Origin of the sequence: Microbacterium sp. NPDC089186 (genome assembly GCF_040685115.1) — a bacterium.
GTDB lineage: Bacteria > Actinomycetota > Actinomycetes > Actinomycetales > Microbacteriaceae > Microbacterium > Microbacterium galbum.
The window spans coordinates 847,773-864,369 of record NZ_JBFBHJ010000001.1 but is presented as its reverse complement, the minus strand read 5'-3'; the positions used below and the strand labels follow the sequence as shown (position 1 = coordinate 864,369).

Annotated in this window: 18 protein-coding genes and 1 pseudogene; 7 read left to right on the top strand and 12 right to left on the bottom strand. The window is 71.2% G+C overall.

Annotation, left to right across the window (positions count from 1 at the left end):
• Positions 1–1,038 (top strand): annotated as a pseudogene (locus AB0N82_RS04135) (hypothetical protein); the annotation flags it as partial.
• A 202-nt stretch (positions 1,039–1,240) separates the two neighbouring features.
• Here AB0N82_RS04135 and AB0N82_RS04130 read toward each other — a convergent pair.
• The 10 genes from AB0N82_RS04130 to rpsF all read right to left on the bottom strand — a co-directional run bounded on the left by AB0N82_RS04130 (position 1,241) and on the right by rpsF (position 9,084).
• Entirely contained in the window at positions 1,241–1,984 is a 744-nt protein-coding gene (locus AB0N82_RS04130; protein ID WP_315994173.1) for an amino acid ABC transporter ATP-binding protein, read from the bottom strand.
• Positions 1,981–2,847, bottom strand: coding sequence for an amino acid ABC transporter permease (locus AB0N82_RS04125; RefSeq protein ID WP_363388457.1), 867 nt, complete (start codon positions 2,845–2,847; stop codon positions 1,981–1,983). Before AB0N82_RS04125 ends, AB0N82_RS04130 begins: the two co-directional genes overlap by 4 nt.
• A gap of 6 nt (positions 2,848–2,853) precedes the next feature.
• On the bottom strand, positions 2,854–3,720 hold the full coding sequence (locus AB0N82_RS04120) for an ABC transporter substrate-binding protein (protein WP_363388454.1): 867 nt from the start codon (positions 3,718–3,720) through the stop codon (positions 2,854–2,856).
• Between the two features lie 230 nt (positions 3,721–3,950).
• Entirely contained in the window at positions 3,951–4,409 is a 459-nt protein-coding gene (locus tag AB0N82_RS04115) for a cupin domain-containing protein (RefSeq protein ID WP_363388452.1), read from the bottom strand.
• On the bottom strand, positions 4,406–5,695 hold the full coding sequence (locus AB0N82_RS04110) for an amidohydrolase family protein (protein ID WP_363388449.1): 1,290 nt from the start codon (positions 5,693–5,695) through the stop codon (positions 4,406–4,408). Before AB0N82_RS04110 ends, AB0N82_RS04115 begins: the two co-directional genes overlap by 4 nt.
• On the bottom strand, positions 5,692–7,068 hold the full coding sequence (locus AB0N82_RS04105; RefSeq protein ID WP_363388446.1) for an adenosylhomocysteinase: 1,377 nt from the start codon (positions 7,066–7,068) through the stop codon (positions 5,692–5,694). Before AB0N82_RS04105 ends, AB0N82_RS04110 begins: the two co-directional genes overlap by 4 nt.
• Positions 7,069–7,345: 277 nt before the next feature.
• Positions 7,346–7,798, bottom strand: a complete 453-nt coding sequence (rplI, locus tag AB0N82_RS04100; protein WP_295839745.1) for a 50S ribosomal protein L9 — start codon at positions 7,796–7,798, stop codon at positions 7,346–7,348.
• 10 nt (positions 7,799–7,808) lie between these two features.
• Complete coding sequence (gene rpsR, locus AB0N82_RS04095; RefSeq protein ID WP_013584646.1) at positions 7,809–8,063, bottom strand: 30S ribosomal protein S18; 255 nt, start codon at positions 8,061–8,063, stop codon at positions 7,809–7,811.
• A 104-nt stretch (positions 8,064–8,167) separates the two neighbouring features.
• Positions 8,168–8,686 (bottom strand): single-stranded DNA-binding protein, encoded by a 519-nt coding sequence (locus AB0N82_RS04090; RefSeq protein ID WP_076673071.1) that lies wholly within the window; start codon positions 8,684–8,686, stop codon positions 8,168–8,170.
• 5 nt (positions 8,687–8,691) lie between these two features.
• On the bottom strand, positions 8,692–9,084 hold the full coding sequence (gene rpsF / locus AB0N82_RS04085) for a 30S ribosomal protein S6 (RefSeq protein WP_058622540.1): 393 nt from the start codon (positions 9,082–9,084) through the stop codon (positions 8,692–8,694).
• A 188-nt stretch (positions 9,085–9,272) separates the two neighbouring features.
• Here rpsF and AB0N82_RS04080 point away from each other — a divergent pair, with 188 nt between their 5' ends.
• The 6 genes from AB0N82_RS04080 (at position 9,273) to AB0N82_RS04055 (ending at position 13,654) form a co-directional block, all read left to right on the top strand.
• Complete coding sequence (locus tag AB0N82_RS04080; RefSeq protein ID WP_363388441.1) at positions 9,273–10,427, top strand: hypothetical protein; 1,155 nt, start codon at positions 9,273–9,275, stop codon at positions 10,425–10,427.
• A 92-nt stretch (positions 10,428–10,519) separates the two neighbouring features.
• Positions 10,520–10,810, top strand: a complete 291-nt coding sequence (locus tag AB0N82_RS04075; RefSeq protein ID WP_315994166.1) for a WXG100 family type VII secretion target — start codon at positions 10,520–10,522, stop codon at positions 10,808–10,810.
• Complete coding sequence (locus AB0N82_RS04070; protein WP_315994165.1) at positions 10,807–11,355, top strand: hypothetical protein; 549 nt, start codon at positions 10,807–10,809, stop codon at positions 11,353–11,355. Before AB0N82_RS04075 ends, AB0N82_RS04070 begins: the two co-directional genes overlap by 4 nt.
• Entirely contained in the window at positions 11,348–11,671 is a 324-nt protein-coding gene (locus AB0N82_RS04065) for a hypothetical protein (RefSeq protein WP_315994164.1), read from the top strand. The genes AB0N82_RS04070 and AB0N82_RS04065 overlap by 8 nt, the downstream gene beginning before the upstream one ends.
• Positions 11,668–12,468: a hypothetical protein gene (locus AB0N82_RS04060; RefSeq protein WP_315994163.1), complete on the top strand. Its 801-nt coding sequence runs from the start codon at positions 11,668–11,670 to the stop codon at positions 12,466–12,468. Before AB0N82_RS04065 ends, AB0N82_RS04060 begins: the two co-directional genes overlap by 4 nt.
• Positions 12,469–12,529: 61 nt before the next feature.
• A complete protein-coding gene (locus tag AB0N82_RS04055) occupies positions 12,530–13,654 on the top strand; it encodes a hypothetical protein (protein WP_363388436.1) in 1,125 nt (374 codons plus the stop codon).
• Positions 13,655–13,844: 190 nt separating this feature from the next.
• On the opposite strand, the gene AB0N82_RS04050 is transcribed toward AB0N82_RS04055, so the two are convergent.
• Positions 13,845–15,536 (bottom strand): ABC transporter ATP-binding protein, encoded by a 1,692-nt coding sequence (locus AB0N82_RS04050; protein ID WP_363388433.1) that lies wholly within the window; start codon positions 15,534–15,536, stop codon positions 13,845–13,847.
• Complete coding sequence (locus tag AB0N82_RS04045; protein WP_363388430.1) at positions 15,533–16,597, bottom strand: ABC transporter permease; 1,065 nt, start codon at positions 16,595–16,597, stop codon at positions 15,533–15,535. The genes AB0N82_RS04050 and AB0N82_RS04045 overlap by 4 nt, the downstream gene beginning before the upstream one ends.

Sequence of the window (16,597 nt, the reverse complement as noted above, 5' to 3'; positions counted from 1 at the left end):
TTCCCGATCGAGGCACCCCTCACCATCGGCGGAAACGCCGTCTCCGTGATCGGCGACAGCCACACCGAAGACGCCACCACCACCGGCGGCACCACCCGCAACGGCTCCACCGGCGACGTCACCACCGACGGCACCGACAGCCTGCTCGGCGGCAACCAGGCGATCATCCCGATCGAGGCACCCCTCACCATCGGCGGAAACGCCGTCTCCGTGATCGGCGACAGCCACACCGAAGACGCCACCACCACCGGCGGCACCACCGGCGGCTCGGTCGGCGACGTCGAAACCGACGGCACCGACAGCGTCCTCGGCGGCAACCAGGCGATCATCCCGATCGCCCTGCCCGTCACGATCGGCGGAAACGCCGTCTCGGTCATCGGTGACAGCACCTCGACGGGTGCGACGACCACCGGCGGTGCGAACGGTGGGGGTGTCGTTGGGGGCATCATCACCGACGGCACCGACAGCCTCGGCGGTGGTAACCAGCTGATCATCCCGATCCAGCTGCCCGTCACGATCGGCGGAAACGCCGTCTCGGTGATCGGTGACAGCACGACCGAGGGCTCGCACACCGGTGGCACGCCCGGAACCCCGGGGACCCCTGGTACTCCGGGCACCCCCGGAACCCCCGGAACCCCCGGCACCCCCGGAACGCCCGGCACCCCCGGCACGCCCGGCACCCCCGGAACGCCCGGCACCCCCGGCACCCCCGGCACGCCCGGCACCCCCGGAACGCCCGGCACGCCCGGAACGCCCGGCACGCCCGGCACCCCGGGAACGCCCGGCACGCCCGGCACGCCCGGCACCCCCGGAACGCCCGGCACCCCCGGTACCCCCGGCGGTCACGTGAGCACCGGCGGAACCCCCGTCGTCGGCTCGGCCGCCTCGGCGAGCGCGGTGACGCCGCTGTCGACGAGCGCCGCGAAGACGCTCGCCATCACCGGAACCGATGGCCCCGCGGCCCTCGGCCTCGGCCTCGCCGGTCTGCTCGCGCTGCTGATGGGAGGGGTGCTGCTGCGCCGCCGCTCCCGCGCATGACCCGCGCAGGGCTCTGACCCTCGGCGGAACGACACCGGATGCCGACGTGCTGTCGTGGCATCCGGTGTCGTCGCGCGCTCGGAACGGGGCTCGACCGGGCCCGGACCCTGAGACAGCCTGAGGGCCCTCCGCCGCAGCGACGCCACGCTAGTGGGTCCGGACCCTTCGACATGCTCAGGGACCTCCACCGCAGGGTGCCGCGCTACAGGGCGCCGCCGCGGCGCTCGCGCTCGAGGAACGCGATCGTCTCGGGGCGCTGCGGGGCGTCGAAGATCTGCGCGGGCGTGCCCTGCTCGACGATGCGGCCGCCCTTCATGAACACGATGCGGTCGGCCACCTCGCGCGCGAACGACATCTCGTGCGTCGCCATGAGCATCGTCGAGCCGCGGTCGCGCAGCACACGCACGAGGTCGAGCACCTCGCCGACGAGCTGCGGGTCGAGCGCGGAGGTGATCTCATCCAGCAGCAGCAGCTCGGGGTTCGTCATGACGGCGCGCACGATCGCGACGCGCTGCTGCTGACCGCCCGAGAGGCGGTCGGGGAACTCCCGCGCCTTCGCCCCGAGCCCCAGCTGCTCCAGCAGCTCGGTGCCGCGGGCGTAGGCCTCGGCCTTCGGCATCCCGTGCACTTTGCGCGCGGCGAGCGTGACGTTGTCGATCACGCGGAGGTGAGGGAAGAGGTTGAAGTGCTGGAAGACGACGCCGATACGGGCGCGCGCGGCGTCGGGGTCGATCGTCGGATCGGTGAGGTCGTCGCCGTTGAGCAGGATCTGCCCGTCGTCGACGCGCTCGATCAGGTTGATCGTGCGCAGCAGCGTCGACTTGCCCGACCCGGAGGCGCCGATGAGCACGACCACCTCGTGCTGGTCGATCGAGAGGTCGATGCCGTCGAGCACCACGTGGTCGCCGAAGGCCTTGCGGACGCTGCGGACGTCGAGCACGGTCATACGGTCCCGCCCATCTGCTCGCGCTTCGCCAACCGCGCCGAGACGTAATCGGTGAGGCGGATCATCGGCAGCGCCATCGCCACGAAGAGCAGCGCCGCCACGATGTACGGCGTGAAGTTGTAGGCCTGAGCCGAGGCGATCTGGGCCGCCCGGACGGCATCCACCGCTCCGAGGACGGAGATGAGCCCGACGTCCTTCTGGAGCGACACGAAGTCGTTCATGAGCGCCGGCACGACCTTGCGCACACCCTGGGGGATCACGACGATCCGCAGCGTCTGCGCGTGGCTGAGGCCCAGCGAGCGGGCGGCGACGCGCTGAGAGGGGTGCACGGCCTCCATCCCCGCGCGCAGCACCTCGGCGATGTAGGCCGAGTAGGTCAGCACGATCGCGATCGTGCCCCACAGCACCACGGGCACGCGGCCGAAGACGCCGAGCGCGGGAAGGCCGAAGCCCACCAGGTACAGCACGATCAGCAGCGGGATGCCGCGGAACAGGTCGGTGTAGATCGTCGCGAGGGCGCGCAGGGGGAAGAACACCGGCCCGCGCAGCGAGCGCAGCACGGCGAGCGTCGTACCGAGGATCGCGACGGCGATCGCCGCGACGAACAGCACCTGGATGTTGACCCACAGCCCCGCGAGGATCGACGGGAAGCTCGCCAGCGCGATCTCGGGGTCGAAGAACGCGCGCCGCACGTCTTCCCACCCGGGGCTCGACAGGATCGCCCAGCCGACCACGACGACGAACACGACCGAGCTGACAAGCGCGATCAGCACCGACCTCGTCGATTGCCGACGCCGTGTGGCGCGCCGACCGAGCTCGAGCTCGCTCGGCCGCCACGCGGCCTCGGACGGGGTGGATGCCACGGGGTGTTACTTCAGGACGGGAGCGGCGTCAGTGCCCCCGAGCCAGGTCTGCTGCAACTCATCGAGTGTGCCGTCGGCGCGCAGGGCGTCGACCGCGTCGGTGACGGGCGCCGTCAGAGGCGAGCCCTTGGGCAGTACGAACGCGAGCTCGTCGCCACCGGCCGAGGAGTCGGGCAGCTGACCGACGACCTTGCCGTCGTCGAGCACGGCCCCAGCGAGGTAGAACGCGGTGGGCAGGTCGACCACGATCGCGTCGACCTGGCCGGACTGCAGGGCGGCGACGGCGTCGTCGTTGGAGTTGTAGACGCTGAGGTTGGCGGTGCCGAGCTGGTCGGCGGCGACCTGGTAGCTCGTGGTCGCACTCATGACGCCCACGGGCAGGTTCTTCAGCTCGGCCACGGTGGTGGCGGACGCGGCGGGCGAGGGGCCGGTCGTGACGACGGCCTGGGTGGTCGTGTAGTACGGCGACGAGAAGTCGACGGCCTGCTTGCGCTCGTCGGTGATCGAGAACTGCTGCAGGTTGAGGTCCCAGTCCTTGGCGCCGGGGGCGATCGCGCTGTCGAAGGTGCTGCGCACCCACACGACGTCGTCCTTCGAGAAGCCGAGCTGCGTCGCGACGGCGTCGGCGACCGCGGCCTCGAAGCCCTCGCCCGAGGCGGGGTCATCGTTCTCGACCCACGGCGAGAACGCGGGCTCGCCCGTGGCGATCGTGAGCTTGCCGGCCGTGACGGTCTGCAGCGCTCCCTCGGTGGCGGGTGCGGCGCCGGCGTCGGAGCCGGTGGGGGCGAAGGCGCAGGCGGTCAGCGACACGACGGTGGCCGCGGCCACGGCGGTCAGGGCGGCGGCGCGGCGCAGGCGTGCGAGAGCGGTCACGATGTCTCCTCGTGGACGTATCGGGGTCATCCCCGGAGTGCTGTGATGGTCACAGCGTATCCGGGGCATGTTTCGGGGACGGTCACCCGTGAAATCTGGCGACACGGGCGCCTCGGGACCGGCGGGGCTGTTGCGGGTCGAGTGCGGGCTGCCGTGCAGGGCGACGGGGGTGCGGCGGTGCGGCGGGTCCGGACCCGGCCCCGGGTCACGGCATCCTGCCGACGCGCCCCTTACTCCGCCAGACGCCAATCCTCGAAGCTGAACCCCGGCGACACGAGGCAGCTCACGACGACCTCGGCGTCGCCGGCGGGCCGGGCCGCCTGCCACACGCCCGCGGGCACGGTGTGCTGCAGCACGTGTCCCGCAGCGAGGTCGGGGCCGAGGGTGACCGTCTCCGCCGCGCCCGGCTCGCCCCCCGCTCCACCCAGCGAGAGCTCGAGCGCCCCGGGACCGTGCCACAGCCAGACCTCGTCGCTCGTCACGACGTGCCAGGCGCTGCGCTCGTCGGGCCGGAGCAGGTAGTGGATGCAGGTCGCCGCGGGCCGCGGGCCCGCGGGCGTGTCGACGGCGTACGACCCCGTCCACATGCGGCGGAACCACCCGCCCTCGGGGTGCGGCTCGAGGTCGAGCAGCCGTGCGGTCTGCGGACGGTCGTCCTCAGCCCGAGTGGTGTCGGCTCCATCTGTCATGCGCGCACTCCTGTCTCGCGGGTGAAGGTGTCGGTGACGAAGCGCGCCTCGCCGTCGATGAACGTCGCCGCCGCCGTTCCCGCCCCGGCCACCACGAGGTGTTCGATCGTGGCATCCACCTCCGACACCGGGACGTCGAAGAACGCCAGATCCGCCACGGCGCCGACCGCGAGGTACCCCGTGCGGGCGGGGCCGGTGTCGAGGCCCATCGCGTGCGCGCCGCCGAGGGTCGCCGCGCGCAGCAGCAGCTCGGGCAGGTCGCGGTTGACGTACCCCTGCGTTCGCGCGAGCCGGTGCAGTTCGGCGACGTCGGCGAGCAGATCGAGCGAGGGACTGGATGCCAGCGAGTCGGTGCCCACGGCCAGCGCGTTGCCCTCGGTGAGGTAGGCCGCGACCGGGGGCTCGTCGAGGCCGATGACCGCGTTCGAGCGCGGACACAGGGCGACGGTCGTCCCCCGGGCGCGCAGGATTGCCCGGTCGCGCGCCGTCATGTACACCCCGTGCGCGATGTGGCAGTCGGGTCCCAAGACGCCGAGCTCGTCGACGAACTCCGTCGCCCCGGTGCCGAACCCCTCGTCGCGCAGGGCACGGAAGCTCGCGGGACGCTGCTTCTGCCACGGCACCGCCTCGCCGTGCTCGCGCTCGAACGCGGCCTCGCCCAGGTGCAGGTGCAGGCGGCTGCCCCGCTCGCGCACGATGTCGGGGATCTCGAGCAGCGGCTCGACGTCGAGCGAGTACGGCGCGTGCGGAGACAGTCCGGTGCCGGGCGGGGAGGGCAGCGCGTCGAGCCGGGCCTCCACCTCGGCGCGGCCGCGCTCGGCCCAGGCGGCGTTGGTCCAGCTCATCACCTCCCAGTACGTGATGCCGTGCAGCCGCGCGTCGTGCAGCGCCGAGGCGGCCTCGACGTCGGTGACGATGTCGGCGACGGCGGTCGTGCCGGCGGCGATCATCTGGAGCGCGCCGGACGCGGCATCCCGAGCCCAATCGTGACCCGCGCGATACGCCGGCGTGAACGCGTCGTCCCAGTCGTCGAAGCCCGCGTACGACCCCCGGCCCACCGCGGCCATGCCGGTGTACTGCAGGTGGGAGTGGGCGTTGACCAGGCCAGGGGTGAGGACCCCCGGCCAGTGCACCTCGTCGAAGGAGACGCCGCGCGTGCGCAGTTCGTGGACCACCCACTCGCGGTCGCCCACGTGCCGGATGCGCCCACCCGCCACCGCGATAGCCCCGCCCGGGATCGGCGGTGCGGTGATCGGCAGGACGAGGGATGCCGAATACACCCTCATCGCCCACCCCCGGCGTAGCGCGGCGACCGCCACTCGTCGAGGCCCTCGGGGTCGAGGGGCCGTGGCACGTCGATCTGCGCGCCGCGCACGCGGAGCGCCTCGCGCGCGACGAGGTCGTCGACGTCGGGCCCGAGGGCGTGCACCCCCGACGACGGACGGCGCCGCAGCAGCTCGCCGAGGGCCGCGAGCTGCACGGCGAACGAGAGGTCCATGATCTCGATGGGGTTGCCCTCGGCGGCGGTGATGTTGACGGCTCCTCCCCCGCCGAGCACGGGCGCATCGTTCTCGGCCCCCGGCGCGATCTCGCCCGGCACTCCCCCGGCCACGGCCATCACCCCCGCTTTCGCGGCGAGGTCCGCGGTCACCGTGCCGGGCACCCCGGTCGCCGAGACGACCAGTGCGCCGGCCGCCGATTCGCGCGCCGGGCCGGTGGAGAACCCATCGTGCCGCGCCTCGAGCGCCCTCACCGGGTCGGTCTCGGCCACGCGCACCTCGGCGCCCAACGCGCGCAGGTGCGCGGCGACGCCCCGGCCGACGGGGCCGTACCCCAGCACGAGCGCCGGTTGGTCGGCGAGGCCGATCCCGCGCTCCTCGAGCAGATCGGCGATGGCGAACACGCACGACTGCCCGGTGCCGTAGCGGTTGTCGAACATCGTCTTCGTGCGGGCGTCGTTCACCGCCATGACCGCGGTGCGCAGGATTCCGGCATCCTGCATCCGCCGCAGGGGTGTGAGCCCGCTCGTCGTCTCTTCGCACGCGCCGATCCACCCCGCGACGAGCGCGGGATCGTCCTCGTGAGCGAGGCGGATGAGGTGCGCGCCGTCGTCGAGCAGCACGTCGAGTCCCGCGCGGAGGAAGGTGCGGGCGGCGGCCAGCTCGGCGGGTCCGCTCAGCGTCGGGTCGGCCGTGACCGCGAGCCCCTCGGCGCGCAGCGCGTCGGCGACCGCGGGGTCGGTCTCGTCGGGATGCGCGTACACCGACACCTCGGCTCCGCGCTCGCGGAGCAGCAGCGACAGCACGGCGGTCTTCGGCTCGAGCACCATCGCCACCCCCACGCGCAGGCCGGTCAGGTCGAGGCGCTCCGCCATCGCGGCCGACACCGGCATGTGCGCCCGCGCGAAAGAGATCCGGCCGGCGGCATCTCCCCGCTCGGGCAGCGGCGCCCCGTCGAGGCTCACCGTGTCGGCATCCAGGTCGAACTCGACCCGCCCGGGGGCGGGATGCAGACTCGGGATGCCACCGAGCCGCACGAGCAGATCGTGCAGGTCCGCGGAACCGGCGCCCTGCACCACGAACGGGCGCCCTGCGAGCATGAGGTTGGACGCACGCGCGAAGCGCCGGACGATGCGCTCGGGTGCGCGAGGGTCGGTCACGGGGTTCAGCCTAGGGTCACGGGTGCAGGCGTCCGCGCGACGGGGAAGCGACCTCAGCTGCTCGGATAACACCCGGCGCTTCATCACCCGCCGCGGCGAGCGCTGCCTGGAGCGGTTCGGGGCACATTCTTCCGGTTGGGGCGTGAAATTTCGCGCCCCAACCGGAAGATCGTGCCCCAAACCCCGTCCCCACAGCCCCACACCCCGCCCCCGGACAACGCGGAACGGCCCCGCCCTGCCGAAGCAGGAGCGGGGCCGTTCTCGAGAGTGCAGCGAATTACTTCGCGGCGACCACCTGGAGGGTGATCACGGCGGTGACGTCGTCACGCAGGCGAACGGTCGCCTCGTGCTCGCCGACCGACTTGATCGAGGAGGTGATCTGGATCTTGCGCTTGTCGAGCTCACCGAGACCGGCAGCCTTGACGGCGTCGGCGACGTCGGCGGGCTTGACCGAACCGAACAGGCGTCCCTCGTTGCCGGCCTTGACCGACAGCTTGACGGTGTTCGACTCGAGCGAGTTCTTCAGGGCCACGGCGTCTTCGTGCGCGTGGATCGCGCGGGACTCGCGAGCGGCGCGGATCGACGCGACCTGCTTCTCGCCACCGCGGCTCCAGGCCACGGCGAAGCCCTGCGGGATGAGGTAGTTGCGGGCGTACCCGTTCTTGACCTCGACAACATCACCGGCGCTACCGAGCCCGGTGACCTCATTCGTGAGAATCAGCTTTGCCATCGGGTGCTCCTTAGCGGCCGGCGCCGGCGTAGGGCAGGAGAGCCATCTCGCGCGCGTTCTTGATGGCGCGGGCGATCAGGCGCTGCTCCTGCACGGAGACACCGGTGATACGACGGGCGCGGATCTTGCCGCGCTCCGAGATGAACTTGCGGAGGGTTGCGACGTCCTTGTAATCGATGACGCCGACGCGGATCGCCTTCGCGGGGGCTGCGTTCTTCGCACCCTTCCGCGGCTTGCGGCGGTCGCCAGTGGCCTTGCCAGCCATGCTTCCTTCTTTCGTGTGGTTCGGATGCCGAGGCGGTCACGCGGACCGGGATGCGGCATCCGGAATTTCAGGGGGTCGTCGTGCTCGAGAGAGCGCGGCGAAGATCAGAACGGGGTGTCGTCGCCGTAGGAACCGGGAGTGCTCCACGCGTCAGCGCCGCTGTTGCCGCCGCCGTTGTTCGAACCGGGGGTCGACCACGGCTCGTCGTTCGACTGCTGCACCTGCGCGCGCTGGCCGCCTCCGCCACCCCCGCCGCCACCGGCGGCACGGGTGACCTGGGCGGTCGCGTAGCGGAGCGAGGGGCCGATCTCATCGACTTCGAGTTCGATGGAGGTGCGGTTGTTGCCCTCGCGGTCCTGGTAGGAACGCTGCTTCAGGCGACCGGTCGCGATGACACGGCTGCCCTTCGTCAGCGACCCGGCGACGTGCTCGGCGAATTCGCGCCACACCGAGGCGCGCAGGAAGAGCGCCTCGCCGTCCTTCCACTCGTTCGCCTGACGGTCGAACGTGCGGGGGGTCGACGCGATGGTGAAGTTCGCGACCGGGAGCCCGTTCTGCGTGTAGCGCAGCTCGGGGTCGGCCGTGAGGTTACCCACGACGGTGATGACGGTTTCGCCGGCCATCGTCGTTACTTCGCAGCCTTCTCGGCGGACTCGACCTTGCGGGGAGCGGCGGCCTTGCGGGCGGCCTTCTCCTCGGAGCGCTTGGCCTCGGCGGCGACCTGGGCGATCGCTTCTTCGGCGCGCAGGACCTTGGTGCGCATGATCTGCTCGTTCAGCTTCAGCTGACGGTCGAGCTCGTTCGTGGCCTCGCTGGTCGCGACGAAGTTGACGACGGCGTAGATGCCCTCGTTCTTCTTGCGGATCTCGTAGGCGAGACGACGGCGGCCCCAGATGTCGATCTTGTCGATGGTTCCCCCATCGGCCGTGATGACCTTGAGGAATCCGTCGAGCTTCGGAGCGACCTGGCGCTCGTCGACCTCGGGATCGAAGATGACCATGAGTTCGTACTGGTGCGTCACTAACCCACCTCCTTCGGACTAGAACGGCTGACGGGCATTTCCCGGCAGCAGGAGGGTGTGTTGCACGTCACCGCGGGCTCACACGCGCATGGGCGTCGCCGGGCAACCTTCGTAGTCTAACGGATGCCGACTCACCCGGGGAATCGGAGACGGATAGCCTGGACCATCCGACGAGGGCAGGAGGCCGCATGACCGGAATCCGACCGTTCGACACCCGCGCGCTGACGATGCCGGGCGACACGGCTGCGGCACGCGCCTTCACGGCCCGGCTGCGCGCGGAAGGGCGTCTGCCCGCGGCCAACACCGCCGTGGCGATCGTCGCGTACGTGTTCGCGTTCGCCCTCGTCGGTGGCGCCGGCCTCTTCCTCGTCGTCCTGCTGGCGATCTTCCGCGCCGCGATCGGCGACGGTGTCGTCGTCCTCGGCCTGGTCTTCGCCATCCCCCTCCTCCTCGGCCTGGGGGCGCTCGTGGCCGCACTGTTCGCCGTCCGCCACGGTCGACGCGCGCAAGAAGATCGACGGTGGCGCATCGCCGGCTTCGCACGCGACGTCGGTATGGAGTACGTGGCGGCGCTCCCCGAGCCCGCCCTCCCGGGCGCGATCTTCCAGATCGGCGGCGACCGCACCGCGTCCGACCTGGTCCGTTCGTCTCACCCGCGCTTCGTCGAGGTGGGCAATCACTCGTACACCGTGAGCAACGGCAAGAACACCACGACCTCGCGGTGGGGATACATCGCGATCCGTCTCGACGTCCCCCTGCCGCACATCGTCCTCGACGCGATGGGCAACGGCGTCCGGCTCGGGCTGTGGGAGCGCGGCCAGCACCTCAGCCTCGAGGGAGATTTCGACCGGTACTTCCGCTTGTACTGCCCGACCGGCTACGAGCGCGACGCGCTCTATCTCTTCACTCCCGACGTCATGGCGCGCTTCATCGACAACGCCGCCGTGCTCGAGGTCGAGATCGTGGACGACTGGCTGTTCCTGTACTCCCCCACCGAGCTCTCCACGCTCGATCCGGCGCGATGGGCGTGGGTGTTCTCGGTGGTGGCGGCCCTGCTCGACAAGTTGGAGCAGTGGGGCCGGTGGCGCGACGACCGCATGGCGGCCGGGGCCGCGGGCCCATCGCTCGCCGCGCGGACGCCTCCCGCATCCACGGTGTGGGGTGCTCCCGACCCCGCCCCCGCGCCACCGACCCTCCCCGCCCCGCCCGTCGGGGTCGCACCCGTGGGCCGCCGGCTACGGCGACGCAGCCCCTGGGTCATCGTGCTGTCGATCGTCGGCGGAACCTTCGCGCTGGGACTGCTCCTCCTGCTCATCCCGTTGGTGTTCTTCCTCGCTCGCTGACCGTGCGGCCGACCACCGCCCCAGATGAGACGGCGATGAGAAAAACGCAAACCCCTTCCTTCCGCCCGACGGCGCTGGGTAGCGTCGGCGGAATGAGTCCACGAATGTCGTTCGATCCGGCGCTCATCTCCGAGACCGCCTCGAACCTCCGCTCCGCCGCGGATGGCATCCAGGCCCACCTTGCGCAGCTCGAGAGTGAGGCGTCACGTCTGCAGTCCGCGTGGAGCGGTGAGGCCATGGAGGCCTACCGCACGGCGCAGCAGAAGTGGACGGCAGGCTTGCGAGCCCTGAACGGGATCGTCGCCGACGCCTCCCGCGCGGGTCAGGCGTCGTCAGATCGGTACGCCGCTGCGCAGTCGACGGTCGAAGGGATCTGGTCGTGAGCACCGACGCCGCGGCATCCCCGGACGCCCTCTCGCTCTTCCGGGCCCAGCAGGAGCGCATCGCGGAGCTGACGCCGAAGTTCGAAGCCGCCGAAGAACGCGTGCGCGAGCTTCTCAGCCCTCTCGCCCCGCCCGCAGACGCACACGCGACGATCCGGATCGATGAGCGTGGTCTCGTCACGGCCGTCACCCTCGAGCGCGCCGAGGGGGCCACACCCGAGTCCGTGACGGCGGCCTTCTCCGATGCCGCCGTCGCTGCTCGACTGAGCGGCCCCCCTCTCCCCCTCGAGGCCGCCGACGCTCTGCTCACCCTGGCCGCCCGCGGCGAGACCGGACCGGTCGTCACGGTCGCCGACGACCTGCACCAGTTCCGCGTCATGGCCCAGTACGGCGCGATCCTCGGCGTCGACGGAACGCCGGCCTGGCTCACGCAGACCCCTGTCGATGTGATCGCCGACGAGGTCCTGCGGATCGGCCGTAAGGCCGCTCTCGCCTCGGACTCGTTCGACCGCTTCTCGGAAAGCGAAGGAGAATCCCGTGGTTGATGTCGATCCCGATGCCCTGCAGTCCGACGCCAATGACCACTGGCAGAAGTGGAGCCTCGAGCTGGCCGCGTGGCGGACCGACCTCGACGGCATGACGTACTCCCCCAGCGACTTCTCGCTGGCCCCGGGCTCGACCGAAGTGCTGTCGAAGTTCCGCACCTCGGTGCAGCTGCTCTCGGACTATCTGCACACCGGGGAGGAGATCTTCGAGGGCTTCGCCCGCGCGCTGCTCACCACCTCGATCGAGTACATGAAGGCCGAGGGCGACGCGCAGTCGGAGATCGACGCCGTCCAGAAGGAATTGGAGGGGCTGTGAGCTACGTCGACCTCACCCGTCAGGTCATCGCCGGACAACTCGACGATGCCGAGGCGAAAGTCCGCGGCGCCATCAGCTCCGCCCCGGCGAGCATCCGTCGTGCGGTGCAGAAATGGGTGGACGAGCAGGCGCACGGCCTCGGCGTCCTCGTTCCCGACGGCCTCGTCGACCAGGTCGCCGACATCATCATCTCCGTCGCCCTCGACGCCCTCGAGCAGTGCCTCGACACGATCGCCGTGCTCCGCGTGTGCAACGCGTACCTCGGCAGCCCCGACCGGCTGCGCAATATGGCGTCGACGATCGGCGACATCTCGGGCTCCGCCGAGAACCTGCAGATCAAGAAGGACCAGCTCGACGGCCTCATGAGCTGGGACGACGGCAAGGCCAGCAAGGTCTACGAGTACGGCATCGACGACCAGGTACGGGCGCTGGGGGTGCTCCCGGGCAAGCTCGGCGGTGTCGCCGGCGTGCTGCGCACCCAGGCCGACGACATCGAGAGCTTCTACCTCAACCTCGCCGGGCTCGTCGGGGGCACCGTCCTGGCCATCGGCGGTGTGGTCACCGCGATCCTGTCGCTGATCGGCGGGGCGCTCTCCTCCCCCACCGGAGTCGGCGCCGTCGTCGGGCTCATCGGCGCCGCGCTGTCCGCGGTCCTGGCGCTGGCCGGTGTCGGCATGGCCGGCATCTCGGCTCTTCAGCTCTTCCTGTCGGCGATGCAGGGGACGTCGAACAAGCTCGACGACCTCCTCTCGTCGATGCCCGCGTGGGACCCGCCCCGCTTCGCCATCGTCCAGTAGCCGCCCCGGGCCCGCGCGGGGGCCGGATGCCGCCCGTTAGGGTCTGACACGGGGGTGCGACATGACAGACGCCACGACGTTCGATCCGACGCCGCTGACCGCGCCGGTCGATCGCAAGGCAGCGCAGGCCTTCACGGCGCAGCTGCGTCGCGAGGGCCGGCTGAGTGGCACCGTGGTGCCGATCATCGTGTTCGCGATCGTCGGTGCGGCATTCCTCTTCATCGCCATCCCGGTCTTCGCCGCCGTCGCATCATCCCTCTTCGACCGGGGTAGCTCCGGGCCGCTGCCGCTGCTGGTCGTCGTCTTCATCCTCATCGTTGCCTCGTTCATCGTCGGCGCGATCGTGCGCGGTTTCGGGGGTGCGGCCGAACGGCGCTACCGACTCGATCGCTTCGCCCGCGCGAACGGGATGACGTGGCATCCGGGATTCGACGATCCCGAGCTGCCGGGCATGATCTTCGCCCTCGGTCACGACCGCGAATCCCGGGATCTGCTCCGATCCGGCGACCCTCGGTTCGTCGAGGTGAGCAACTACCGGTACGAGACGGGGTCGGGCAAGAGCAAGCAGACGCATCGGTGGGGTTACGTCGCGATACGCCTCGACACCCCGCTTCCCCACATCGTCCTGGATGCCGTGGGCAACAACGGGCTGTTCGGCGCGTCGAACCTGCCGGTCACCTTCGGCCGCGGCCAGAGGTTGAGCCTCGAGGGCGACTTCGACCGGCATTTCGCCCTCTACTGCCCCGAGGGGTACGAGCGCGACGCCCTGTATCTCTTCACGCCCGACGTCATGGCGCGGTTCATCGACAGCGCTGCCGCCCTCGACGTCGAGATCGTCGACGACTGGCTGTTCCTCTACTCCCGCCGCGACCTGTCGACCCTCGACCCCGCGACCTGGCGGTGGCTGCTGACCACGGTCGCGGCGATCGACGAGAAGCTCGCGCAGTGGGCGCGCTGGCGCGACGAACGCCTGGTCGCCGGCAAGCCGTCCACGTCGCACGCGGTCGGCGCCGCGGCATCCGGGGCCCCGGCGCAGGCGCTGCCCCTTCTCACGCCGCCCCCCACCGGGGTCGCGCGGCAGGGCCGACGCCTGCGCCGCGGGTTCTCGTGGATCACCGGGGTGTTCGTCGTGATCGGCGTCGGCTGGTGGTTGCTGACGGTGTTCGCCGACGTGTTCATCCGGTGAGACGGGCGGCTGCGCGCCCCATCAGGCGCCGGTGAGGCTCGCTTCGTCGCGCCTCCGCACGGGTGTTCGGCGCCGGTGAGGCCCGCTTCGTCGCGCCTCCGCACGGGTGTACGGCGCCGCTGAGGCGCGCGGCGGAGCTCCCGGTCCCGCCGGAGCCCGCGCCCGACGCGCGGACGCGGAAGGATGCGCCTCAGGCCCCCCGCGTGGTTCGCCAGAGCTCGCGGCGCGCCTCCTGCTCGACCGGGTCGGGCACGGGCAGCGACGCCAACAGCCGCTTCGTGTAGTCGTCGCGCGGCTGCGTGAGCACCTGCACCGTCGTGCCCTGCTCGCGGATGACGCCCTGGCGCAGCACGATCACGCGATCGGCCACCTCGTCGACGACGGCGAGGTCGTGACTGATGAACAGGCACGCGAAGCCGAACTCGGCCTGCAGCTGCGCGAACAGCTCCAGCACGCGCGCCTGCACCGACACGTCGAGCGCGGAAGTCGGCTCGTCGGCGATGAGCAGCTTCGGATCCAGCGCGAGGGCGCGAGCCAGCGACGCGCGCTGACGCTGACCGCCCGACAGCTCGTGCGGGTAGCGGTCGCCGAACGCCCGTGGCAGCTGCACCGCGTCGAGCAACTCGTCCACGCGCTGTCGCGCGGTCCGGGCGCCGCCGGCGCGCTTGTGCACGACGAGCGGTTCGGCGATGCACTCCGCGATCGTGAGCAGCGGGTTGAAGCTCGTCGCCGGGTCCTGGAAGACGAACCCGATGTCGGGGCGCGTCTTGGCCAGGTGCCGGGGCTTGGCCCCTCGCATCTCGGTGCCGAGCACCTTGAGCGACCCGCCGACCACCGACGTCAGCCCCACCATCGCGCGACCGATCGTGGTCTTGCCCGAACCGGACTCCCCCACGAGGCCCAGCACTTCGCCGGGGCCGATCCAGAAGTCCACGCCCTTCACGGCGACCACACCGGCGGAACCGAAGCGTCCGGGGTAACCGATCTCGACCTTCTCGGCCACGACGAGGCTGCCCTCCGGCGGCGCGGTGGGGGCGGGCGTCTCCAGCGACTGCCGGGAGCTCTTCCCCCGGCCCACGTGCGGCACCGCGGCGAGCAGATCGCGGGTGTATTCCTGCTGCGGGGCGGCGAACAGGTCGCGGACCGGAGCCTGCTCGACGATGTCGCCGCGGTACATCACGATCACGCGGTCCGCGAGGTCGGCGACCACGCCCATGTTGTGCGTGATGAGCACGATCGTCGCCCCGAACTCGTCGCGGCACGTGCGCAGCAGGTCGAGGATCTCGGCCTGAACGGTGACGTCGAGTGCGGTGGTGGGCTCGTCGGCGATGATCAGCCCGGCATCCAGGACCAGGGCCATCGCGATCACGACGCGCTGCTTCTGGCCGCCCGAGAACTGGTGCGGATAGTCGTCGACGCGCTTCTCGGGATCGGGGATGCCGACACGGCGCAGGATGTCGACCGCCTTGGCCTTCGCCTCGGCGTTCGAGAGCTTCTCGTGCGCCCGCAGTCCCTCGGCGATCTGCCATCCGACGGTGTACACCGGGTTCAACGCCGTGGAGGGCTCCTGGAACACCATCGCCGCGTCGCGCCCGCGCATCTCGCGCAGCTGCGCCCCGGTGGCGTGGACGATGTCGGTCTCTCCGCCGTCGCGACCGCGCACGATCACGGCGCCCGACAGCGTCGCGGTCTCGGGAAGCAGACCGAGCAGCGTGTTCGCGGTCACGGTCTTGCCCGAGCCCGATTCGCCGACGATCGCGAGCACCTCGCCGGCGCGCGCCTCGAGCGAGATGCCGTTGATGGCGGCGACGGGGGCGCCGTCGGTGGCGAAGGTGACGCGCAGGTCGTCGATGCGGGCGATGGATGCCGCGGTGCCGGTCATGAGGGGCTCCCGTCGGTGGTTGATGCCGGGGTCCCGGCGGGGGCGGTGGTCGACGCGTCGGCCGGAGCCGCGGACGGGTCGACGGCCGTGACCGGTGCGGGTGCCCGCCCGGCGCGGCGACGCGTACGCAGGCGCGGGTCGCTGAGGTCGTTCAGGCTCTCGCCGACGAGGGTGATGCCGAGCACGGCGAGCACGATCGCGATGCCCGGCGGAATGGCCGTCCACCAGATGCCGCTGGTGACGTCGCTGACCGAGCGGTTGAGGTCGTAGCCCCACTCGGCGGCGGCGGTGGCCTCGATGCCGAAGCCGAGGAAGCCCAGTCCCGCGAGCGTCAGCAGGGCCTCCGAGGCGTTGAGTGTGACGACGACCGGCAGCGAGCGCGTCGAGTTGCGGAGCACGTGGCGCAGGAGGATGCGCGCGGTCGGCACCCCGATGACGCGGGCCGACTCGACGAACGGCTCCGCCTTGACCCGCACCACCTCGGCACGGATGACGCGGAAGTACTGCGGCACGAACACCACGGTGATCGAGATGGCGGTGGCGAGGATGCCACCCCACAGCGTCGACTGGCCCTTCGTGATCGCGATCGACATCACGATCGCGAGCAGCAGCGACGGGAAGGCGTAGATCGCGTCGCACAGCACCACGAGGAGGCGGTCGAGCCAGCCGCCGAAGTAGCCGCCGACCAGGCCGAGGAAGATGCCGAGGAAGATCGAGAACGCGATCGCGCACACGATCACCAGCAGCGCCGTCTGCGCGCCCCAGATCACGCGCGAGAGCACGTCGTAGCCGCCGACGGTCGTGCCGAGGAGGTTCATGGCATCCGGCGCCTGCTGCGTGCCGAACTTGACCCCGTCCGCCTCCTGCTGCGCGAAGCCGTAGGGGGCGAGGAGGGGGGCGAGGACCGCGATGATCACGAACACCGTCGTGATGACCAGGCCCAGCACGAGCATCGTGCGCTGGAGCCCGACGCTGCGACGCAGATGCGAGATGACGGGCAGGCGGTCGCGCAGCGGGACCTTCCGCTCCGACAGGGCCGTGGAGGTCGTGGCATCCGTCAT

Coding starts and splice junctions, on each gene's coding strand:
- AB0N82_RS04130 (WP_315994173.1), bottom strand. CDS start 1,984: ATGACCGTGCTCGACGTCCGCAGCGTCCGCAAGGCCTTCGGCGACCAC.
- AB0N82_RS04115 (WP_363388452.1), bottom strand. CDS start 4,409: ATGACAGATGGAGCCGACACCACTCGGGCTGAGGACGACCGTCCGCAG.
- AB0N82_RS04110 (WP_363388449.1), bottom strand. CDS start 5,695: ATGAGGGTGTATTCGGCATCCCTCGTCCTGCCGATCACCGCACCGCCG.
- rplI (WP_295839745.1), bottom strand. CDS start 7,798: ATGGCAAAGCTGATTCTCACGAATGAGGTCACCGGGCTCGGTAGCGCC.
- rpsR (WP_013584646.1), bottom strand. CDS start 8,063: ATGGCTGGCAAGGCCACTGGCGACCGCCGCAAGCCGCGGAAGGGTGCG.
- AB0N82_RS04090 (WP_076673071.1), bottom strand. CDS start 8,686: ATGGCCGGCGAAACCGTCATCACCGTCGTGGGTAACCTCACGGCCGAC.
- AB0N82_RS04080 (WP_363388441.1), top strand. CDS start 9,273: ATGACCGGAATCCGACCGTTCGACACCCGCGCGCTGACGATGCCGGGC.
- AB0N82_RS04075 (WP_315994166.1), top strand. CDS start 10,520: ATGAGTCCACGAATGTCGTTCGATCCGGCGCTCATCTCCGAGACCGCC.
- AB0N82_RS04055 (WP_363388436.1), top strand. CDS start 12,530: ATGACAGACGCCACGACGTTCGATCCGACGCCGCTGACCGCGCCGGTC.
- AB0N82_RS04050 (WP_363388433.1), bottom strand. CDS start 15,536: ATGACCGGCACCGCGGCATCCATCGCCCGCATCGACGACCTGCGCGTC.
- AB0N82_RS04045 (WP_363388430.1), bottom strand. CDS start 16,597: ATGACGGATGCCACGACCTCCACGGCCCTGTCGGAGCGGAAGGTCCCG.